We start from the raw sequence: 19,538 nt of genomic DNA, 5'->3' as shown, positions 1-19,538 counted from the left end.
AGATACTGGTGCTTTGATGGTCAATTAACTACAAAAAAAGCCGGATTGACCGGCTTCTAAATATGTTTGTAGAGGTTGTTATTTGAGGTTAGGTTGCAGCTGATCGCACACATGGCGTGCGAAACCACTACCTGCTTCGCTGTAGATATTAAATGCCGCATTAACACCCATTTGCTCCAACTCATCCAATTGATCTGGGTAAGCGGCGATAGCAGCAATTTGCCCTTTAAACTGCTTTTGGTGAAGTAGGTCTAACGCAGTTTGATTACCTTGATGGTGGGGCATTGCCAGCAATACCAACTTTACATGAGCTGTGTCGAGAATACGTTCCCAGAAATCAGGGTCGGTGGCGTCGCCGGCTATAACATTTCTGCCTTCCTCTCGATGTTGCTTAGCGGCTTCTTCGCGCACTTCAACACCTAGGCTAACTTTTCCATATCGTTGGTAGAGCTCGTCATAAGCACCAGTGCCGATTCGTCCCATGCCAAGAATCAGAACTTGAGCTTCGCCTGGATTGATGAATTGATCGCGGGTATTGATCTTCTCTGCTGCTTGTTCCTTTAGCCACTTCGCACTGCGCAAGTAAATGCTGTGCCCAATTCGGTTTAGAGGGGCAGAAACGATAAAGGACAACGATACGGCAATGGCTAACGCGACTAAGATGTCACCGGAAATCCAACCCAGTTTGTAAGCCAAGCCACCGACAATGAGACCGAACTCACTGAAGTTAAACAGAGTTAGTGTAGTCAAAAGACATGTACGGACACGGAATTTAAATGCGTTGATGACCACGAAGTACAGAATGCCTTTTAGTGGCAGTAACAAGAGGAGCAATGCACCGAGCACAAAACCTTCGATTGTCGGCTGATCAGCAAGACCAATATTGAGGAAAAAGCAGACTAAGAACAGCTCTTTTAAATTGAAAAGTGATTTTGACAGCTCAGAAGCTTTAGAATGTGAAGCTAACAGCATACCCAAGATAAGCGCACCCAAATCCGGCTTCATTCCAACCAATTCAAATAACCCTGCACCCATGACGAGTGCGAAGAAAATGCCACTTAATACGAGCATTTCGCCATGTCCGGCTTTATTTAATAGCTTGAACATGATGGGACGAAGGAGAGGAAGAGCAAATAGTCCGATGGCATACCATTCTGGAAACTTGCCTGTTGATGCTGTTAAAAAGATGACCGCGAAGATATCCTGCATAACCAGGATACCAATGGCGAGAGTGCCATAGGTAGCATTCATCTCACCTTTTTCTTGTAAGGTTTTTACTGCAAATACAGTACTTGAGAAGGAAAGAGCAAAGCCCAACAGAATAAGTTGCTCAACGTCGAGCGTAGCAAGGCTAGAAACACCCAGAATTTTCAAACCAAGTAACAAAACGGCGAACAAAAGTGTCGAAAGCAGATTATGAATGGTTGCGCCGGCCCAAATTTCTTTGGACAACAAAGTTTTAATGTCGAGCTTTAAGCCAATAGTAAACAGTAGAAGTGTCACACCAAGGTCTGCAAGAGTGGTAATGGTATCGGTCGATTCAAAACCAAAGTGATGCAGAATAAACCCAGCAAGTAGAAAACCTACTAAGGGTGGTAGTTGACATTTCAATGCGAGGAAACCCGCGATGAAGGCGACGGTTATAAGGATCAGTTCCATAGTATTTTTTATTATCTGAAGACAAAAAGACCACACCGAAGTGTGGTCACATATTCTACATAATTTATGTAAGGGTTTGTTTGTTATTTCAAAACATTTTCTCAATCTTCGAGTAGTTTTTGTAACAAAACCCCATTTAACATGGCGCGTTTGATCATAGCGAATGCGCCCATTGTTGGTTGCTTATCGATTTCTGAAGCAACAATCGGTAGTTCTGTATGGAATGTCGTTAATGACTGGTTTTCGACATTACGACGAATCGCTGGGAAGACAATCTCTTTTGCCATGGTAATGTCACCAGCAATAATAATTTTTTGCGGGTTGAACAGGTTAATAGTGATTGCGATGGCTTTGCCGAGTTGGTTGCCTACTCGAACCAAGCTCTGTTTGGCTAACTCGTCGCCATTTAATGCGTGTGAGCAAACATCTTCAATGGTGATGTGCTCTTTTAGAGCAAGTGTTGACTCATACCCTTGTTCAATCAGCTTTTTAACGCGTTTGACAATTGCTGGGTTAGCCGCAACCGTTTCCAAGCAGCCAAAGTTGCCACATTGGCATTGTTCACCTAGCGGATCGATTTGGATGTGGCCAATTTCACCCACATTGCGGTTGTGCCCTAAGAACACTTGGCCATTGACGATAATACCAGCACCAGTACCACGGTGAACACTGACCAATATGGAATCTTGGCAGTCACGGCTTGCGCCAAAGTAATGTTCTGCCAGAGCTAAACCACGAATATCGTTACCTACAAAACACTCTACTTTGAATTGAGCACGAACTAGATCAGCGAGCTCGAGTTTGTCGATGTCGGTATTTGGCATGTATTCAACAACACCCGTAGTCGGGTTAACCAGACCGGGTAGGGTAATGCCAATAGCAATAAGCTGTTCGATTTTAGGACTGTGTTCTTTTAGAAATTCGCGAAGCGATGTCACCAAGCCTTCGCTAAGTTCACTTTGATTGGTGTAGTAAAAATCATTATGGGAGAAGGCCATTTCACGGCCACCCAAATCGTAAAGAGAGAACTGCACATAATCTCGACCGAGACGCACAGCGACAGAGTGGAAAGGCTCCACTGCTGTCGTTAGAGAGATGGCTCTGCGTCCACCTGTTGAGGCTTGTTGAGCGACCTCTTTGATAAGGCCGCGCTCCAATAATTGGCGGGTAATCTTGGTAACGCTTGCAGGTGCCAGCTGGCTAACATCAGCAACTTGAATGCGAGAAATAGGCCCTTGTTGGTCTATTAAACGGTAAACCGCTGCACTGTTAAGTTGTTTTACTAAATCTACGTTACCTATTTGTCCGCCATTCATGCTCAATTTTGCTCGTATTGTCCGTTAACAATTGTGCCTTGGACATTATAATCTCTATCGAATACGGTCAAGTTAGCAATCATGCCTTTCTTAATACGGCCAAGCTTGTCTTCTAAACCCATTGCTTTAGCAGGGTAAAGCGTCGCCATTCGTAGAGCTTCGTCCAAAGCGATACCAGCGTGTTCAACTGTGTTCTGAACCGCCTCAATCATTGTAAGTGCGCTGCCACCTAGCGTGCCGTTTTCATCCACGCACTTACCATCCTTGTAATATACTTTCTTACCGACAAAAATAAAGTAATCCATGTCAGCACCCGCTGGAGCTGTGGCGTCCGTCACTAATACTAACTTTTCACCTTTCACTTTATGCGCGATACGAATGTTCGCATAGTCAACATGGAAACCATCGGCAATCACACCGGCGTAGACATCTGGCGTATCGTAGATAGCACCAACAACGCCTGGCTCACGACCTGTCATTGGCGTCATCGCATTAAATAAATGCGTTGCGAATGTAATGCCAGATTCAAAACCTTTACGGGCTTCTTCGTAAGTGGCATTAGTGTGGCCAATTGAGACCACAATACCTGCTTTACGTAGCTTTTCGATATGCTCTGGTGCGTTTTGTTCCGGAGCTAAGGTCACTTTTGCGACGAGGTCGCGGTTTTCACAGATAAGGTCGATCATTGCATCGTCAGATTGACGAATGAAGTCAGGGCTATGAATGCCTTTTTTCGCAACGTTTAGGTAAGGACCTTCTAGGTGTAGGCCAAGAGAGTGGTTTTGGTACTGGCTGTGGTATTCGCGAGCAGCGATCAATGCCTGACGCATATTGTCATCAGATGAAGTAATCAGCGTAGGTAAGAAGCTAGTACAGCCTGACTTAAGGTTAGCTCTATGCATGGTATGGATAGTGTCAGCGGTTATTTCGTCATTGAACATCACACCGCCACAGCCGTTTAGCTGCAAATCAATAAAACCCGGGCTTAGGTTTGCGCCGTTTAAATCCAAGCACTTAATGTCACTTGGAAGCTCTGCGCTAGGCAGAACTGACTCGATTTGGTCACCATTGATTAGCACCGCATGATTGGTGAGAACGTCACTACCCGTGAAGATCTTACAGTTAGTTAATGCATACATAGTTAGCGAATCCTTGTGTTGTATTCTCTTTAGCTCATTGCGGTTATCGAAACAGTGAAGATTCGACTTAGTTTTCTGCTTGTAGCAATGAGACGGATTTAGTAGTCAGCAAGTTTTAATTAGATAAAACAGTCAAAGTAACTTAATGATAATGAGGGAGTTATTGTTATTTTATGTGTAGTCATTACATTGGAAAAGTTGATTCCAATCGCAAAATAATCGCTACTTAGTGCAACTCTCTCAGGCAAAATCCTACTTAGATTTTGCTATTTTTTCGTATGATAAAATAAGTTTTATGATCTAGCTAGCAAAAAGCCTCTGTTTTGGCAAAAACTGGTGATTATGATCACAAATGGTGAGGTTTTAATTTGCGGAGCAAAATTAATTTCATAAACTGAATAGGACTAAATTGAACGGCTAAAATAAGTCGTCCAACAAAATTCAAATCCTATAGGGGGAACTTAAGGTGAATATGCTAGGATATGCACAGAAGCTAGGTAAAGCGTTAATGCTACCTATCGCAACGCTTCCGATTGCGGCGCTTCTACTACGTTTGGGTCAAGGCGACCTTTTAGACATTCCATTTATGGCGCAAGCTGGTGGAGCGATTTTCGGTCAACTACCTCTGCTATTCGGTCTAGGTATTGCGATTGGTCTTTCTAAAGACGGTAACGGTGCAGCAGGTCTTGCTGGTGCAGTTGCTTACTTCGTTCTAACTGCGACAGCAACAACAATCAACGCTGACGTTAACATGTCATTCTTCGGTGGTATCTTCGCAGGTATCATTGCAGGTCACTCTTACAACGCATTCCATGCGACTCGTCTTCCAGAATGGTTGGCATTCTTCGCAGGTAAGCGTCTAGTTCCTATCATGGCTGGTCTATTTGCTCTAGTAGCAGGTGCGATCTCAGGTGTGGTTTGGCCTAGCATCCAAGGTGGTCTTGACGCTCTAGCACACGCAGTATCAACTTCTGGCGCAATTGGTCAGTTCGTTTATGGTACGCTTAACCGTGCACTTATCCCTGTAGGTCTTCACCACGTTCTTAACTCATACTTCTGGTTCGGTATGGGTACGTGTCAAGAAGTTCTAGTTACTGGTGCTCAAGCTGCTGGTCAAGCGCTTCCTTCTCTACAACAGCTTTGTGTAGACCCAGCTCTTGCTAAGACTCTAGTAGCTGGTCAAGCTCATACATTCGAGTTTGCTAACTCTGTAACTCCTGAAATCACAGCAACAGTTAAAGAAGTTACTGAAACAGTGAAAACTGGTGACCTACACCGCTTCTTCGGCGGCGATAAGAGCGCTGGTGTATTCATGAACGGCTTCTTCCCTGTAATGATGTTTGGTCTACCAGGTGCAGCACTAGCAATGTACCTAGCAGCACCTGCTGAGAAACGCAGCCAAGTTGGTGGTGCACTATTCTCTGTAGCATTCTGTTCATTCCTAACTGGTATCACAGAGCCTCTAGAGTTCATGTTTGTATTCCTAGCACCTGCACTATATGCAATGCACGCAGTATTTACTGGTCTAGCTCTAGTTGTTGCTAACATGTTTGGTACGCTACACGGCTTCGGCTTCTCTGCTGGTCTAATCGACTTCGTATTGAACTGGGGTCTAGCGACGAAACCATTCACACTACTACTAATCGGTCTAGGCTTCGGTGCTCTATACTTCTTCACATTCAGCTTCGCAATCCGCGCTTTCAACCTGAAGTCGCCTGGTCGTGAAGACGATGACGTAGAAGTAGAAGTTGACGGTGACGTGAAAAACGGTGACCTAGCTCGCCAATACCTAAAAGCCCTAGGTGGTCACGATAACCTAACTTCAATCGATGCTTGTATCACACGTCTACGTCTAACGCTTAAAGACCGCTCTGTTGCTGACGAAGCTGTACTTAAAAAGCTAGGTGCGAAAGGTGTAGTGAAACTAGGTGAAAATAACCTACAAGTTATCCTAGGCCCTCTAGCTGAAATCATTGCCGGTGAAATGAAGTCTATCGGTGCTGGTGAAGACTTATCAGAAGTAAAACTTCCATAGTCTAGCTACTCATTGATTTCCATAGTAAAGCCTCTCATTTGAGAGGCTTTTTTTATGCTTCTTTTCTTCTGCTTTTTCACCGTTCAAGTTTCAGTACTAAAATAATCTTGTGAAAATGCGAGTTCTTGTTGAGGTTTCGCAAGGAATTGTGGATCATTAGCGTTTATATATCTGACAATACTTAAAACATAGAGGTGTTATAGATGAGTGAAGCTGAGGCTCGTCCATCGAACTTTATTCGCCAAATCATTGATAAAGATTTAGCGGATGGCAAGCATACTAGCGTGCATACTCGTTTTCCGCCGGAGCCAAATGGTTACCTGCATATCGGTCACGCAAAATCTATTTGTTTAAACTTCGGTATTGCTCAGGACTATCAGGGACAATGTAATCTTCGTTTTGATGATACAAACCCTGAAAAAGAAGACGTTGAATACGTTGAGTCGATTAAGAATGATGTAAGCTGGTTAGGCTTTGAGTGGTCTGGTGACGTGTGTTATTCATCAAACTACTTCGATAAGCTTTACGAGTATGCGGTTGAATTGATTAATAAAGGCTTAGCGTATGTTGACGAGCTAAGTCCAGAGCAGATCCGCGAGTATCGTGGAACGCTTACCGCACCTGGTAAACCAAGCCCATATCGTGATCGTTCAGTTGAAGAGAACTTGGCGCTATTCGAAAAAATGCGTGATGGCGGCTTCGAAGAGGGTACAGCTTGTCTTCGTGCCAAGATCGACATGAGTTCATCATTTATGGTTATGCGCGATCCTGTGCTTTATCGTGTTCGTTTCGCTCATCACCATCAAACAGGTGACAAGTGGTGCATTTATCCGATGTATGACTTTACTCACTGTATTTCAGATGCGCTTGAGGGCATTACTCACTCGCTATGTACGCTGGAGTTCCAAGATAACCGTCGTTTGTACGACTGGGTTCTTGAAAACATCACTATCGATTGCCAACCGCATCAGTATGAGTTCAGTCGTCTGAACTTGGAATACACAGTGATGTCAAAGCGTAAGCTTAACCAACTGGTGACTGAGAAACTGGTTAACGGCTGGGATGACCCGCGTATGCCAACGATTTCTGGTCTGCGTCGTCGTGGATTTACGCCTGCTTCAATTCGTGAATTCTGCAAACGTATCGGTGTGACAAAACAAGAGAATATGATCGAGTTTGGTTCTCTAGAGTCATGCGTTCGCGATGATTTGAATGAGAACGCTCCTCGTGCAATGGCTGTTTTAGATCCGGTGAAAATTGTGATCGAAAACTACCAAGGTGAAGGTGAAACCTTATCAATTGCAAATCACCCGAATAAACCAGAAATGGGTACACGTGAAGTACCATTTACTCGTGAAGTTTGGATTGAACGTGAAGATTTCCGCGAAGAAGCCAACAAGAAGTATAAGCGTCTTGTTTTAGGTAAAGAAGTTCGTTTACGTGGTGCCTATGTCATCAAAGCAGAGCGCATTGAGAAAGACGAAGCTGGCAATATTACTACGATTTTCTGTAGTTACGATGCTGATACGCTAGGTAAAAATCCAGCTGACGGTCGTAAAGTGAAAGGCGTTATTCACTGGGTATCAGCGGATAAAGGTCTACCTGCTGAGATTCGCCTGTATGATCGCTTGTTTACTGTTGCTAACCCTGCGGCGGCGGATAACTTTGCTGAAACTATCAATCCAGAGTCTCTAGTTGTGTCAAAGGGCTTTGTAGAGCCAAGTTTGGCAGCAGCAGATGCTTCTCAAGGTTACCAATTTGAGCGTATGGGTTACTTCTGTGCGGACATCAAAGACTCTAGTGCTGAATCTTTGGTTTTCAACCGTACCGTTGGTCTACGTGACACTTGGGCTAAGGTCGAAGCAAAATAATCACTTTAAGCCTCTCTTTTCTGAGAGGGGCTTTAGATACTAAAAAACCAGCCACAATGGCTGGTTTTTTTAATTCTACCCATTTAGCGTGTTAACGAGGTTCGTGCGCTTTAGGGTTATCTTTGCATGCACCACCAATGCACTTACCATAGAGGTAAAGGCTGTGGTTGGTGAGTTCGATATTATAACGAGCTGCAATCTCTTTTTGACGAGTTTCAATCACATCGTCAGAGAACTCGATAACCTCACCACAATCTAGGCACACAAGGTGATCATGATGGTGCTGAGTAGAAAGCTCAAATACCGATTTACCACCTTCGAAGTGATGGCGTGTAACAATACCCGCATCATCAAATTGGTTTAGAACACGGTAAACCGTTGCTAAACCGATCTCTTCTCCAAGATCGATGAGCTTCTTGTACAGATCTTCTGCACTGATATGTTGGTACTCTGGCTTCTGCAGTACTTCTAAAATTTTTAGTCGCGGCAGCGTGACTTTCAGTCCCGCGTCTTTAAGTGCCTTATTGTTGTCTGACATAAACTTTCCTGTAATGATCTGCAGCAATAAACAGATTTCAGTAATCTATTCATTATAGGGTACTACAGCGTAACAATAAACCTCGAACTTCAAAGGGTTACTAAGTATTAACATAGAAGGCGAACAATGTCACTTTACAAACACATCTGACTAGTTACAATTCGTTTACATATCAAGTTGGATTGCGAGTTATGGATAAACGATTAGCGAAAATTTATAAACCCAAATACGTGAAGTTTGCATTGAACATCTGGCCACCCTTTTGGGGAGCCGGGATAAAAATCACGGAGATCAGTGAGGATTTTCGTTCAGTTAAAGTGCGGTTAAAACTGAAGTGGTGGAACAAAAATGCCAATCGTTCCCAGTTTGGCGGCAGTATTTTCGCCATGACTGATCCTATCTATTCGTTGATGTTGATGGGAATTCTTCGCGAGCAATATTATGTTTGGGATAAAGAAGCCAATATCGATTTTATCAAGCCAGGTTTTTCTGACTTAAATGCTGAGTTTGTCGTGAGCCAAGATATGTTGGACGGCATTCTACACAGCACGGCAACAGGGGATAAGTGCTTTCCAGAGTTTGTCACTCACATTCACAACCAGCATGGTGAGGTCGTCGCCACCATCCAACGTAAACTTTATATTCGTAAGAAGCCTAAATATCGCGCAGAAACGGAAAATGAAACGACGTCGGTGCAAGCTTAGTTTTTACCAGTAGTACACAACACGGTTATGGTTTGGTTTATTATTAACTGAATTAATGATGTAGTGAGGTGACAGTGAAGCGTTTAATCATTTTGGGTTTAACAGTGCTCTTTAGCGGTACTGTATTTTCAGAAACCTTAACACCTGAAATTTTGAGACAGCTCAACGACGATCTTGCTCATACTCAATTTAAGCAAGTTGACCCTAAAATCACAATCTCTGATATGCACCTTGCGCTCAATGATGGGATTTTGTTTAGAACGACCACATATCGATATGCGGGAGACCCAGAAACAGAATCAATGACTACCTGGATGCTAGAGGCGATGACTCAGCAAGTCTGTCAGCAGCTGATGCCTATACTTAATGGACGGTTTAGTAATGTTAGCCAAATTGCTGCAACAGAGTCGATTGAGTTTGAAACAGGCCAAATTGCATCCAAAACCCGAATTTGTAGTGCTTCTGATACACAATCAAAATAAAAAAACCTCCTAATTGGAGGTTTTTTTGCACTCACGTTGAAGAGTGAATTAATCTTCTAGCTCAGCTAAGCACATTTCTTCATAAAGTTGCTTAGTCCAGTTAGATACGCGCTCATCAGTTAGTTCTGGCTGGCGGTCTTCGTCGATACACAGGCCAACGAATTGTGACTCATCGCCTTCAACAAGTGCTTTAGAAGCTTCAAACTCGTACCCTTCAGTTGGTGTGTAACCAATGATAGTACCGCCTTTTGCTTCAACGATGTCACGTACTGTACCCATAGCATCACAGAAGTACTCTGCGTAGTCTTCTTGGTCACCACAGCCAAAGATAGCAACAAGCTTAGTTGAGAAGTCAATGCCTTCTAGCTCTGGGAAGAAATCATCCCAATCTGCTTGAGCTTCGCCGTAATACCAAGTTGGGATACCTAAAAGCAGTAAATCGAAGTTGTCGATATCTTCTTTGCTGCTTTTTGCAATGTCTTGAACGTGAACGAGCTGTTTACCCAATTGTTTTTGGATCATCTTTGCAATAGCTTCTGTGTTGCCAGTATCGCTACCAAAGAATAGACCTACACTTGCCATAGATTCAGTACCTTTTCATTGTCTGTGTTGGATTAAGGAACCGGAACGTTAGCCGAGTCCTGTGCCTTCCCAGCTGAGCTGAATAATGCCTTTTGCGACAAAACCTGCACACCCTAAGAACAGCACAAGCCATACAATACGTCGACCAAAAACAGGAACATTACCTTGTTTGAGGACATCTTTGATTGCCATACCGATCAAAAAGAAGATCGCTGCAAACAGTAGATCCAAACCAATAGATTCCAGTTTGTTTATGTAGTCGTAAAGCATGGTATTCCTTTATGCCAATATGCTTGCGCGGAACTATACCACTGTTGTTCGATAAAGTTAATGCGTGCTCGCAGTCGAGTAATGGTTTGACGTCAAATTTAGATAAATTTGCGTATAGCTCTTAGTACTTCTGCTGGTTTTTCTGCATGAAGCCAATGCCCAGTATTGGCAATAACATGCGCTTTGGCATTTGAAAATTGAGCTTGTATCAAAGGTTGATGTTCGGCCGTGAGGTAATCTGAGTCTCCGCCTTTAATAAATAAAATCGGAACATTACTTTTCTCAATTGGTTGCCAGCTCAAGATAGCTAAGTAGTTACGTTTCAAGCTCTCAACATTAAAACGCCAAGCAAGATAGTCATCGTGTTTATACAAAGATTTACCAAGAAATTGGCGAACCCCTTCCATTTCGATGTGTTGACTCATTAGCGCCATAGCATCAGCGCGCGACGTTGGCTTACTGGCAATTACTGCGTCTAGTCCAGACAAAACATTGTCATGTCTGCGCACAGTGTACTCGACAGGAGACATGTCCATCACAATCAGTTTTGAAAGTGGGTAGTCAAAATCACACAAACGCATAGCAACTTTGCCACCCATTGAATGACCGATGACGATTGGCTTGGTGATATCCAATGATTCAAGCAGTTGCACCACATCTTGAGCCATTAAGGTGTAGTTATGATCATCACTATGGAAAGAACGACCATGGTTGCGTAGGTCGATACTGATGACATCAAAGTCTTGTTTTAGGTCTCTGGCCAAAACACCAAGGTTGTTCAAGTCTCCGAACAGACCGTGGATGAGGACGACAGGTAAGCCTTGACCTTCTCTTTTATAGTTCAATAAAGCTGACATTTTTCTGTTATTCGTGATGTGTTTAACGTAGAGGTTCATCGCGGAACTCGTTATAATCACCCAGAGTTTAAACATAGAGACTGTGAAAAGCGAATGAAAACAATTGAGGTTGATGAGGATCTATACCGTTATATTGCAAGCCAGACCCACCACATTGGCGAAAGTGCTTCAGATATCTTACGACGTTTATTAAAGGTAGATGCAGCCGAAACGGAACAGAAACCAGCTGCCGCTAAAACTATCGTCGTTAGTAAAGAGATCCCTCAGGTAGAGGCGGTAGATTCAGTAAAAGAAATGCGCTCATTGCTGATTTCTGACGAGTTTGCTGGATTGAAAAAAGCTATCGATAGATTTATGTTGGTACTATCAACTCTGCATCGCTTAAATCCAGAAGGCTTCTCTGAAGCTTCACAAGTTAAAGGTCGCAAACGCGTTTATTTCGCAAATAATGAAGCGGCTTTGCTAGAAAGCGGCAATACGACTAAGCCGAAAGCAATTCCTAATACCCCTTTCTGGGTTATCACCAACACTAATACCAGTCGTAAAAGGCAAATGGTGGAGCAGGTGATGACCATGATGGATTATCCCGCCGAACTCATCGAAAAAGTGACGGCATCCATCTAAGATTTCGATTCAAACCTCATAATGTTCATATTGAAACGAGTATTATGAGGTTTTTTTTATTTTTAAGCTTAATTTTGAAAGGACGTCTGTTATGGCTATACACCCACGCGCGGGCCAAAAGGCTCAGCAAGAAGACCTGCATAATATTCCTGCGCTTGTTGCTAATTACTTTTTAATTCAACCTGAAGCTGGCAACCAAGCACAAAGTGTGCAATTTGGTACTTCCGGCCACCGTGGTTGCGCTGATAAAGCAACCTTCAATGAAAATCACATTTTAGCAATAGCGCAAGCTGTTGCTGAAGTTCGTGCAGAAAAGGGCACTACAGGACCACTTTTCGTAGGTAAAGATACTCACGCATTGTCAGAGCCTGCATTCTCAACTGTCGTTGAAGTGCTTGTAGCAAACGGCGTTACTGTTATCGCTCAAGAGAACAATGGTTACACCCCAACACCGGGTATTTCTCACGCTATTCTTACTCATAACTTAGCAAATGCGGATAAAGCGGATGGTATTGTTATCACACCATCGCATAACCCACCACAAGATGGTGGCATCAAGTACAACCCAGCGCATGGCGGTCCAGCAGAAGCAGAACTTACTCAGGCTATTGAGGATCGTGCTAACGACATCATTACTAATGAAATGAAAGACGTGAAACGTCTTCCTATTGCAGTAGCAAAATCTCAGCCTTTATTCCAAGAGCGTGACCTTGTTAAGCCGTACATCGATGACTTGGTAAATGTGATTGATATGGAAGCGATTCAGAAGTCAAACCTGAAAATCGGCGTTGATCCATTAGGTGGTTCAGGTATCGATTACTGGCGTCAAATTGCCAGCGCTTACAACTTGGATCTGACGTTAGTCAGCGAAGCGGTAGACCCATCATTCCAGTTTATGTCTTTAGATAAAGACGGCGTGGTTCGCATGGACTGCTCATCACCTTATGCGATGGCTGGATTACTGGCGCTTAAAGATGACTACGATTTAGCATTTGGTAATGACCCAGATTATGACCGTCACGGTATTGTGACGCCAAAAGGCCTAATGAACCCGAACCACTATTTGGCTGTTTGTATCGACTATCTGTACCGTCATCGTAACCAGTGGCGTGACGATGTGGCAGTAGGTAAGACGCTAGTATCGAGTGCGCTAATTGACCGTGTGGTTGCCGACCTTGGCCGCACACTGTGTGAAGTACCTGTGGGCTTTAAGTGGTTTGTAGATGGTCTGTATAACGGCGAGTTTGGCTTCGGTGGTGAAGAAAGTGCTGGTGCGTCCTTCTTACGTAAAGACGGAACGCCATGGTCAACGGACAAAGACGGTATCATCCTTTGCTTGCTAGCTGCTGAAATTACCGCAGTAACGGGTAAGAATCCACAAGAGTACTACGAAGAGCTGGCAGCGAAGCATGGTGAATCTAAGTACAACCGTATTCAAGCCGTTGCCAACACCGAGCAAAAGAATGTACTTAAGAAACTGTCTCCAGAAATGGTAGCGGCAGAAACGTTAGCAGGTGACGCCATCACAGCTCGTTTGACGCACGCACCAGGTAACGGTGCTGCAATCGGCGGTCTGAAAGTGACGACAGAAAATGGCTGGTTTGCGGCTCGTCCGTCAGGTACAGAGGACATCTATAAGATTTATTGTGAAAGCTTCAAAGGTGAAGAGCACTTAAAACTGATCGAGGCAGAAGCGCAAGAAATCGTCAATCAGGTGTTTGCCGCGGCAGGTCTGTAATCTTAATCTGACAGATTAACGATTAGTTCTACTATTAATAATATTGTAATAAGCGGTCGCAAATTGCGGCCGTTTTTTTATGCAATAGTTTCGAATAAAACGCAGATAAAAAAACACCGCCATTTAGGCGGTGTAAGAAAATTTGACAGACAGGTCAAAAATACAGGAAGTACACACATCGACTAGGGGATAACTAGCCAAAGTGTGGTGGTAGAATCTACCTAACTCGAAAATCGAGATTGCAAACACAACATCGCAAGCGCAAGTCAATTGATTCTACAGAGAATCAAGCCGTTCAGACTCGCGTTTGCGGGATGAAATATAGAATTTCTCTGGCTGTTCGGCAATGGACAATTTATAATGTTTCAGATTAAAAAAACTAATGCTTTAGAGAGTCGCTATGTCTAGACGTTTGCCTCCACTTAACTCGCTAAAAGTTTTTGAAGCTGCAGCGCGCCATTTGAGTTTTACTCGCGCAGCGGAAGAACTGTTTGTGACCCAAGCTGCGGTCAGTCATCAGATTAAAGCCCTTGAAGAATTCTTGGGATTAAAACTGTTTCGTCGCCGTAATCGTTCATTATTGCTTACCGAAGAAGGGCAAGGCTATTTTCTTGATATCAAAGATATATTTACCTCTTTAGCTGAAGCGACAGATAAGGTATTAGAGCGAAGCGAAAAAGGTGCGTTGACCATCAGCTTACCGCCGAGCTTTGCGATTCAATGGTTGGTTCCTAGGCTTGCTGACTTTAATGAGCAAGAACCTGACATTGATGTGCGCATAAAAGCGGTGGACATGGATGAGGGTTCGCTAACGGATGACGTTGACGTAGCGATTTACTACGGCCGAGGTAATTGGCCTGGTTTACGTGCTGATAAGCTCTATCAGGAGTTTTTGGTACCACTCTGCTCTCCAGCATTGTTACTTGGCAATAAGCCTTTAGATGCGCTATCTGATTTGTCAAAACACACCTTATTGCATGATACCTCTCGTAAAGACTGGAAGCAGTTTGCGAAACAAAACGAGATTGATGGCGTAAATGTGAATCATGGCCCGATATTCAGTCACTCGACTATGGTGCTGCAAGCCGCGGCACATGGGCAAGGGATTGCTTTAGGGAATAACGTATTAGCTCAACCCGAGCTTGATGCTGGGCGATTGATTGCTCCGTTTGATGAAGTGCTGGTCACCAAGAATGCGTTTTACGTCGTGTGCCATGATAAACAAGCAGATATGGGACGTATCGCGACCTTTAGAGATTGGATGTTAGCTAAGGCACAGAGTGAGCAAGAGGAACTTCTGGATGAATAATGTTGCGTTTGATGGCCCAGAAAATGGACCACTGTTCTTATTTGCTCACGGTGCGGGTGCTGGAATGGATCACGAGTTCATGCAAGATGTCACCACGCGTTTGGCTGAAAAAGGGGTTCGCGTTGCTCGTTTCAATTTTCCTTATATGGAAAAACGTGCAATAGATGGCAAAAAACGCCCACCTGATCGAGCGCCTAAACTGTTAGAGGCGATGACAGCAGTCATCGAGGAAGTTGCTGATGGTCAGCCGATAGTGATTGGTGGTAAGTCGATGGGAGGACGTATGGCATCCATGCTATCTAAACATCCCATGGTTCAATCCATTGCTTGTTTAGGTTTCCCATTCCATCCCCCTGGTAAACCAGAGAATTATAAAGGTGCACATTTAGCGACGATTGATAAACCGATTCTTATTATCCAAGGAGAGCGAGATACGTTTGGGAAATTTGAAGAATTCGAACAGTTCGAGTTTTCAGACCAAGTCTCAACCAGCTTTATCCCCGATGGTGATCATAGCTTTAAGCCTCGCAAGTCTTCGGGGTTCACGGAAGCCCAAAATAGACAGTTAGCCGTAGATCGTCTCGCGTTGTTTATCAAAGGGATCTCTGATGTCTAGCCGCTTTCTTGTCATAGTCGCTTCCATCTCAGGGCTGTTGAGTGTTGCGCTTGGGGCGTTTGCTGCCCACGGTTTGAAAAAGATACTGTCGCCTTATCTTATTGGCGTTTTCGAAACGGGCGTGACTTATCAGTTTATTCATACTTTAGCGATCCTACTGTGTGCTTTGTTGGCAACGATCGTTAGCAACCCTAATTCTCGAAAGGCATTTCATCGTGCTGCGATTTGCTTTATCATCGGCATCCTTTTCTTTAGCGGTAGTCTATACGCCATAGCGCTAACAGGGGTGAAGTGGTTTGGACCTATCACTCCAATGGGCGGCGTGATGTTTATGGTAGGTTGGGTATTTCTCGCCTACGCTGGATATCAGATGACTGACGAAACAACCAAAGATGGAGTCAATCAGTGAAACAAGTAATGCTTTATTGCCGCTCTGGATTCGAGAAAGAGTGTGCAGGTGAGATTCAAGACAAAGCGAATGCCATTGAAGTATTCGGCTTCCCTAGAGTGAAGAATAACTCTGGCTATGTGATATTTGAATGTTACCAAGCAGGCGATGCAGATAGATTGATTCGTGAGATCGATTTCCAATCACTGATTTTTGCTCGTCAAATGTTTGCCATCGCGAGTGAACTAGAGTCACTCCCAGCAGAAGACCGTATTACGCCGCTACTTGAATCATTGGAGTCCATTGAGCAATTTCCTCGCTGTGGGGATTTACGTATTGAAACTCCTGATACTAATGAAGCGAAAGAGCTTCTTAAGTTCTGTCGTAAGTTCACGGTGCCGGTTCGCCAAGCGATGCGTGGTAAAGGTTATCTGTTCAATAAAGAGCATAGTAAGAAGCCAGTGCTGCATATTTGCTTTATTCGTTCAGGACACTGCTTTGTTGGTTACTCCTATCCAGAAAATAGCTCAGCGTTTTTCATGGGTATCCCTCGTCTTAAGTTCCCGGCGGATGCGCCAAGTCGCTCAACATTAAAGCTTGAGGAAGCATTCCATGTCTTTATCCCTAAAGAAGAGTGGGATACTCGATTAGCATCAGGCATGTGGGGCGTTGATTTAGGTGCTTGTCCAGGCGGTTGGACGTATCAATTAGTGCGTCGTTCGATGTTTGTTCATGCTATCGATAATGGCATGATGGCAGACAGCTTAATGAATACTGGTCAAGTTAAGCATCATCAAGTCGATGGTTTTAAGTTTGAGCCACCACGTAAAAACGTTACTTGGTTGGTGTGTGATATGGTTGAGAAACCAGCTCGTGTTGCCCATCTGATGGGCGAGTGGTTGATTCGTGGTTGGGCGAAAGAGACTATCTTTAACCTGAAGTTGCCAATGAAAGGTCGCTATGACGAAGTTCTTCAGGATATTGAAAACCTTAAGGTATTCTTAATCGAGAACAAGGTGAAGTTTAAGCTTCAAGCTAAGCACTTGTATCACGACCGTGAAGAAATCACAGTGCACATCCAAGTGCTATCCAACATCTCACCTCATTAAAGCGTATTGGGGGCTTAAGACTGAGCGCTTGAGTCCTCGAATCTGATATCTTGTAAATTAAAGCCTAACTCAATGTCGGTTTTGAGTGCGGCAACCTGCTTACACTTTCTCGCCATTTCAATATGCTCATCTAACTTCTTACGGTATTTAGCTGCGAGGTCCTCTGAGGCATAAGCCGACTCGATATCGTCGAACTGATTAAGGATTTCCTTGGCCGCTTTAGGTCCTACCCCGGCAACCCCGGGTACTTGTGATGAGCTGATTCCGGTTAACCCCCAGTAGTCGGCAAGTTGCTCCGCTTTGACCCCAAATTCTTGCTCAACAAATGGTGCGTCTAGCCAACGGTGTTGGAAATAATCGCGAATTTGTAATGTTGGCGAAAGTATCTGGCAATAGCCTTTATCGGTAGAAATAATGGTGACTTTCTCGTTGTGACTGGCTACTTTTACCGCCAAGGTCGCGACCAAGTCATCAGCTTCATCACCTTCAGAAAGCAAGGAATCGATGCCTAATTGCCACCAAGCATCTTGTATTTTTTCCAACCCATTGAATAAAGGCTCAGGCATGGGTTTACGGTTTTGCTTGTATTCAGGAAGGATGTCAGCGCGCCAACCTCGATCCTGTTCATGATGGTCAAACACGGCAATGATATGCGTGGGTTTGGACTCGTCTAAAATGCGATGTAAGGTTCTCGACGTGGTTTGAATGGTTCTGTCGATATCTGTTGGGTCGGGTTGAACCGCATGTACTCGGCGGATGAGATTGAGTGCATCGATGATAACGAGATGAATTGACATAAATTTAAGGCCACTTGAGAACGTGGCCTTATTGTAAATAATCTTCAGTTGAGTTTCAGTGTTTTATTCGCCGTTGGCGATTCGATAACATGGAACATACTCAGAACCCGGTAATTTCATGCGTTGTTGCGCCACGAAATCACCTAACAATCGGTCCATTTTCTTCATTAATGATTTATCACCGTCAATGATAAATGGTCCATGTTTCTCTATCTCTTTGATGCCTTCAGCTTTAACGTTACCAGCCACGATGCCGGAAAACGCTTGGCGCAGGGCGGCTGCTAGGTTTTCAGGTCTTTGGTTAAGATGTAAATCTAACCCTGCCATATTTTCATGAGTAGGGTCGAACGGAAGTTGGAACTCAGGTTCAATATGCAGTGACCAGTTGTAGCTGTATGCATCGCCCGTTTTTTTACGATGTTCTTTTACCGTTGGCATCGCCTGCTTCATGATTTGTGCAGCTTTCTCTGGATTATCAATAATGATCTGATAATACTTCGTCGCTTCTTCGCCAAGGGTCGAACGGACAAACTCGTCAATGGAGCGGAAGTAGGCTTCGCTCTCTTTCGGACCTGTCAGGACGATTGGCATTGGCTGGTCGGCATTATTCGGATGCATCATGATGCCAAGGATATATAGCAGTTCTTCTGCTGTCCCTGGACCACCTGGGAAAATAATAATGCCGTGGGCAATTCGAACAAACGCTTCCAAGCGCTTTTCAATGTCGGGCATGATAACCAGCTCATTGACGATTGGGTTTGGTGGCTCGGCCGCAATAATTGATGGTTCGGTTAAACCTAGATAACGCTGCTCAGTATAACGCTGTTTGGCGTGACCAATCGCGGCTCCTTTCATTGGTCCTTCCATTGCGCCTGGACCACAACCAGTGCAGATATTAAGCTCTCGTAGACCAAGTTCGTTACCGACTTCTCGAGTGTACTGGTATTCTGTTGGGTTTATGGAGTGTCCGCCCCAACAGACAATCAAATTAGGTTCGATACCCGGAATCAATGTGCCCGCATTACGTAAGATACCAAACACTAAGTTAGTGATATGGGTAGAGTTGGTCAGGTTAAGTCGCTGACTATCGGCCAAGTGCATGTTGACGTATACGATGTCACGTAACACAGAGAAGAGGTGTTCTTGGATACTTTTGATAATATGGCTATCCACGAATGCATGTTCTGGTGGATTGGCTAGTTCAAGTTTGATGCCGCGTTCACGGCGCATGACATTAACATCAAAAGTCTTATATTTGTCGAGCAGCTCTTTTGAGTTGTCGGTGTGGCTGCCGGAATTGAGTACCGCTAAGGTACAATTGCGATACAGTTGATAAAGGTCACTAGATGCGGTTTTTTTAAGACGCTCTACTTCTAGCTGAGACAGCAGGTCCATACTCCCTGCTGGGCTAATATGCGTGATCATAAGCATTTCCTTTTCTAGAACCGAAAGCGATTCGTGTCTCGCTACTGTCTGTATTTATTGATTGAAAGCTTAAGAGTCA

19 protein-coding genes are annotated in these 19,538 nt (G+C 44.1%); 10 read left to right on the top strand and 9 right to left on the bottom strand.

What is annotated here, in order from left to right; genetic code table 11:
- Positions 1-78: 78 nt before the first annotated feature.
- The 3 genes from HW45_RS05580 to nagA all read right to left on the bottom strand — a co-directional run bounded on the left by HW45_RS05580 (position 79) and on the right by nagA (position 4,114).
- A complete protein-coding gene (locus tag HW45_RS05580; protein WP_038225443.1) occupies positions 79-1,659 on the bottom strand; it encodes a cation:proton antiporter family protein in 1,581 nt (526 codons plus the stop codon).
- 101 nt (positions 1,660-1,760) lie between these two features.
- Positions 1,761-2,975 carry a DNA-binding transcriptional regulator NagC gene (gene nagC, locus HW45_RS05575; RefSeq protein WP_006071900.1) on the bottom strand — a complete coding sequence of 405 codons (1,215 nt, stop codon included), beginning with the start codon at positions 2,973-2,975 and terminating at the stop codon, positions 1,761-1,763.
- A 2-nt stretch (positions 2,976-2,977) separates the two neighbouring features.
- Positions 2,978-4,114, bottom strand: coding sequence for an N-acetylglucosamine-6-phosphate deacetylase (gene nagA / locus HW45_RS05570; protein WP_038225440.1), 1,137 nt, complete (start codon positions 4,112-4,114; stop codon positions 2,978-2,980).
- Positions 4,115-4,580: 466 nt separating this feature from the next.
- Between nagA and nagE the strand changes: the two genes are divergently transcribed.
- Together nagE and glnS are read left to right on the top strand one after the other, a co-directional pair.
- Positions 4,581-6,149 (top strand): N-acetylglucosamine-specific PTS transporter subunit IIBC, encoded by a 1,569-nt coding sequence (nagE, locus tag HW45_RS05565; RefSeq protein ID WP_038222489.1) that lies wholly within the window; start codon positions 4,581-4,583, stop codon positions 6,147-6,149.
- Positions 6,150-6,352: 203 nt separating this feature from the next.
- The gene (gene glnS / locus HW45_RS05560; protein WP_006071895.1) at positions 6,353-8,020 is read left to right on the top strand and encodes a glutamine--tRNA ligase; all 1,668 of its coding nucleotides are present in this window, start codon (positions 6,353-6,355) and stop codon (positions 8,018-8,020) included.
- 91 nt (positions 8,021-8,111) lie between these two features.
- Here glnS and fcrX read toward each other — a convergent pair whose 3' ends face one another.
- Positions 8,112-8,558 (bottom strand): ferric iron uptake transcriptional regulator FcrX, encoded by a 447-nt coding sequence (gene fcrX, locus HW45_RS05555; RefSeq protein ID WP_006071894.1) that lies wholly within the window; start codon positions 8,556-8,558, stop codon positions 8,112-8,114.
- Between the two features lie 191 nt (positions 8,559-8,749).
- Here fcrX and HW45_RS05550 point away from each other — a divergent pair, with 191 nt between their 5' ends.
- Complete coding sequence (locus HW45_RS05550) at positions 8,750-9,262, top strand: DUF4442 domain-containing protein (RefSeq protein WP_038225438.1); 513 nt, start codon at positions 8,750-8,752, stop codon at positions 9,260-9,262.
- 74 nt (positions 9,263-9,336) lie between these two features.
- The gene (locus HW45_RS05545) at positions 9,337-9,744 is read left to right on the top strand and encodes a hypothetical protein (RefSeq protein ID WP_038225437.1); all 408 of its coding nucleotides are present in this window, start codon (positions 9,337-9,339) and stop codon (positions 9,742-9,744) included.
- Between the two features lie 48 nt (positions 9,745-9,792).
- Here the strand turns inward: HW45_RS05545 and fldA are convergent, their stop codons facing one another.
- The 3 genes from fldA to HW45_RS05530 all read right to left on the bottom strand — a co-directional run bounded on the left by fldA (position 9,793) and on the right by HW45_RS05530 (position 11,453).
- On the bottom strand, positions 9,793-10,326 hold the full coding sequence (gene fldA, locus HW45_RS05540) for a flavodoxin FldA (RefSeq protein ID WP_006075773.1): 534 nt from the start codon (positions 10,324-10,326) through the stop codon (positions 9,793-9,795).
- A 48-nt stretch (positions 10,327-10,374) separates the two neighbouring features.
- Positions 10,375-10,596, bottom strand: coding sequence for a DUF2788 domain-containing protein (locus HW45_RS05535; RefSeq protein WP_006075772.1), 222 nt, complete (start codon positions 10,594-10,596; stop codon positions 10,375-10,377).
- Positions 10,597-10,694: 98 nt separating this feature from the next.
- The gene (locus HW45_RS05530) at positions 10,695-11,453 is read right to left on the bottom strand and encodes an alpha/beta fold hydrolase (RefSeq protein ID WP_038225575.1); all 759 of its coding nucleotides are present in this window, start codon (positions 11,451-11,453) and stop codon (positions 10,695-10,697) included.
- 93 nt (positions 11,454-11,546) lie between these two features.
- Between HW45_RS05530 and seqA the strand changes: the two genes are divergently transcribed.
- From seqA to rlmM, 6 genes are all read left to right on the top strand, one after another.
- Positions 11,547-12,077 carry a replication initiation negative regulator SeqA gene (gene seqA, locus HW45_RS05525; protein ID WP_038225436.1) on the top strand — a complete coding sequence of 177 codons (531 nt, stop codon included), beginning with the start codon at positions 11,547-11,549 and terminating at the stop codon, positions 12,075-12,077.
- A gap of 91 nt (positions 12,078-12,168) precedes the next feature.
- The gene (gene pgm, locus HW45_RS05520; RefSeq protein WP_038225435.1) at positions 12,169-13,815 is read left to right on the top strand and encodes a phosphoglucomutase (alpha-D-glucose-1,6-bisphosphate-dependent); all 1,647 of its coding nucleotides are present in this window, start codon (positions 12,169-12,171) and stop codon (positions 13,813-13,815) included.
- 400 nt (positions 13,816-14,215) lie between these two features.
- A complete protein-coding gene (locus HW45_RS05515) occupies positions 14,216-15,124 on the top strand; it encodes a transcriptional regulator GcvA (protein ID WP_038225434.1) in 909 nt (302 codons plus the stop codon).
- Positions 15,117-15,740, top strand: coding sequence for an alpha/beta family hydrolase (locus tag HW45_RS05510; RefSeq protein ID WP_038225433.1), 624 nt, complete (start codon positions 15,117-15,119; stop codon positions 15,738-15,740). The genes HW45_RS05515 and HW45_RS05510 overlap by 8 nt, the downstream gene beginning before the upstream one ends.
- Entirely contained in the window at positions 15,733-16,149 is a 417-nt protein-coding gene (locus HW45_RS05505; protein ID WP_038225432.1) for a DUF423 domain-containing protein, read from the top strand. The genes HW45_RS05510 and HW45_RS05505 overlap by 8 nt, the downstream gene beginning before the upstream one ends.
- Positions 16,146-17,237, top strand: coding sequence for a 23S rRNA (cytidine(2498)-2'-O)-methyltransferase RlmM (gene rlmM / locus HW45_RS05500; protein WP_038225431.1), 1,092 nt, complete (start codon positions 16,146-16,148; stop codon positions 17,235-17,237). Before HW45_RS05505 ends, rlmM begins: the two co-directional genes overlap by 4 nt.
- Positions 17,238-17,251: 14 nt before the next feature.
- Here rlmM and xni read toward each other — a convergent pair whose 3' ends face one another.
- Together xni and ppnN are read right to left on the bottom strand one after the other, a co-directional pair.
- The gene (gene xni / locus HW45_RS05495) at positions 17,252-18,034 is read right to left on the bottom strand and encodes a flap endonuclease Xni (protein ID WP_038225430.1); all 783 of its coding nucleotides are present in this window, start codon (positions 18,032-18,034) and stop codon (positions 17,252-17,254) included.
- A 63-nt stretch (positions 18,035-18,097) separates the two neighbouring features.
- A complete protein-coding gene (gene ppnN, locus HW45_RS05490) occupies positions 18,098-19,459 on the bottom strand; it encodes a nucleotide 5'-monophosphate nucleosidase PpnN (protein WP_038225429.1) in 1,362 nt (453 codons plus the stop codon).
- Between the last annotated feature and the right edge of the window lie 79 nt (positions 19,460-19,538).

This window comes from Vibrio sp. ER1A (assembly GCF_000733315.1).
GTDB lineage: Bacteria > Pseudomonadota > Gammaproteobacteria > Enterobacterales > Vibrionaceae > Vibrio > Vibrio mediterranei.
This window is presented reverse-complemented; position numbering and strand designations above follow the sequence as displayed.

What these genes read in the sequence shown, in the direction of transcription:
- ppnN (WP_038225429.1), bottom strand. Translation starts at nt 19,459, where the DNA reads ATGATCACGCATATTAGCCCAGCAGGGAGTATGGACCTGCTGTCTCAG.
- HW45_RS05510 (WP_038225433.1), top strand. Translation starts at nt 15,117, where the DNA reads ATGAATAATGTTGCGTTTGATGGCCCAGAAAATGGACCACTGTTCTTA.
- xni (WP_038225430.1), bottom strand. Translation starts at nt 18,034, where the DNA reads ATGTCAATTCATCTCGTTATCATCGATGCACTCAATCTCATCCGCCGA.
- HW45_RS05530 (WP_038225575.1), bottom strand. Translation starts at nt 11,453, where the DNA reads ATGTCAGCTTTATTGAACTATAAAAGAGAAGGTCAAGGCTTACCTGTC.
- HW45_RS05505 (WP_038225432.1), top strand. Translation starts at nt 15,733, where the DNA reads ATGTCTAGCCGCTTTCTTGTCATAGTCGCTTCCATCTCAGGGCTGTTG.
- seqA (WP_038225436.1), top strand. Translation starts at nt 11,547, where the DNA reads ATGAAAACAATTGAGGTTGATGAGGATCTATACCGTTATATTGCAAGC.
- nagA (WP_038225440.1), bottom strand. Translation starts at nt 4,114, where the DNA reads ATGTATGCATTAACTAACTGTAAGATCTTCACGGGTAGTGACGTTCTC.
- HW45_RS05535 (WP_006075772.1), bottom strand. Translation starts at nt 10,596, where the DNA reads ATGCTTTACGACTACATAAACAAACTGGAATCTATTGGTTTGGATCTA.
- fldA (WP_006075773.1), bottom strand. Translation starts at nt 10,326, where the DNA reads ATGGCAAGTGTAGGTCTATTCTTTGGTAGCGATACTGGCAACACAGAA.
- HW45_RS05550 (WP_038225438.1), top strand. Translation starts at nt 8,750, where the DNA reads ATGGATAAACGATTAGCGAAAATTTATAAACCCAAATACGTGAAGTTT.
- HW45_RS05580 (WP_038225443.1), bottom strand. Translation starts at nt 1,659, where the DNA reads ATGGAACTGATCCTTATAACCGTCGCCTTCATCGCGGGTTTCCTCGCA.
- pgm (WP_038225435.1), top strand. Translation starts at nt 12,169, where the DNA reads ATGGCTATACACCCACGCGCGGGCCAAAAGGCTCAGCAAGAAGACCTG.
- HW45_RS05515 (WP_038225434.1), top strand. Translation starts at nt 14,216, where the DNA reads ATGTCTAGACGTTTGCCTCCACTTAACTCGCTAAAAGTTTTTGAAGCT.
- nagC (WP_006071900.1), bottom strand. Translation starts at nt 2,975, where the DNA reads ATGAATGGCGGACAAATAGGTAACGTAGATTTAGTAAAACAACTTAAC.
- fcrX (WP_006071894.1), bottom strand. Translation starts at nt 8,558, where the DNA reads ATGTCAGACAACAATAAGGCACTTAAAGACGCGGGACTGAAAGTCACG.
- glnS (WP_006071895.1), top strand. Translation starts at nt 6,353, where the DNA reads ATGAGTGAAGCTGAGGCTCGTCCATCGAACTTTATTCGCCAAATCATT.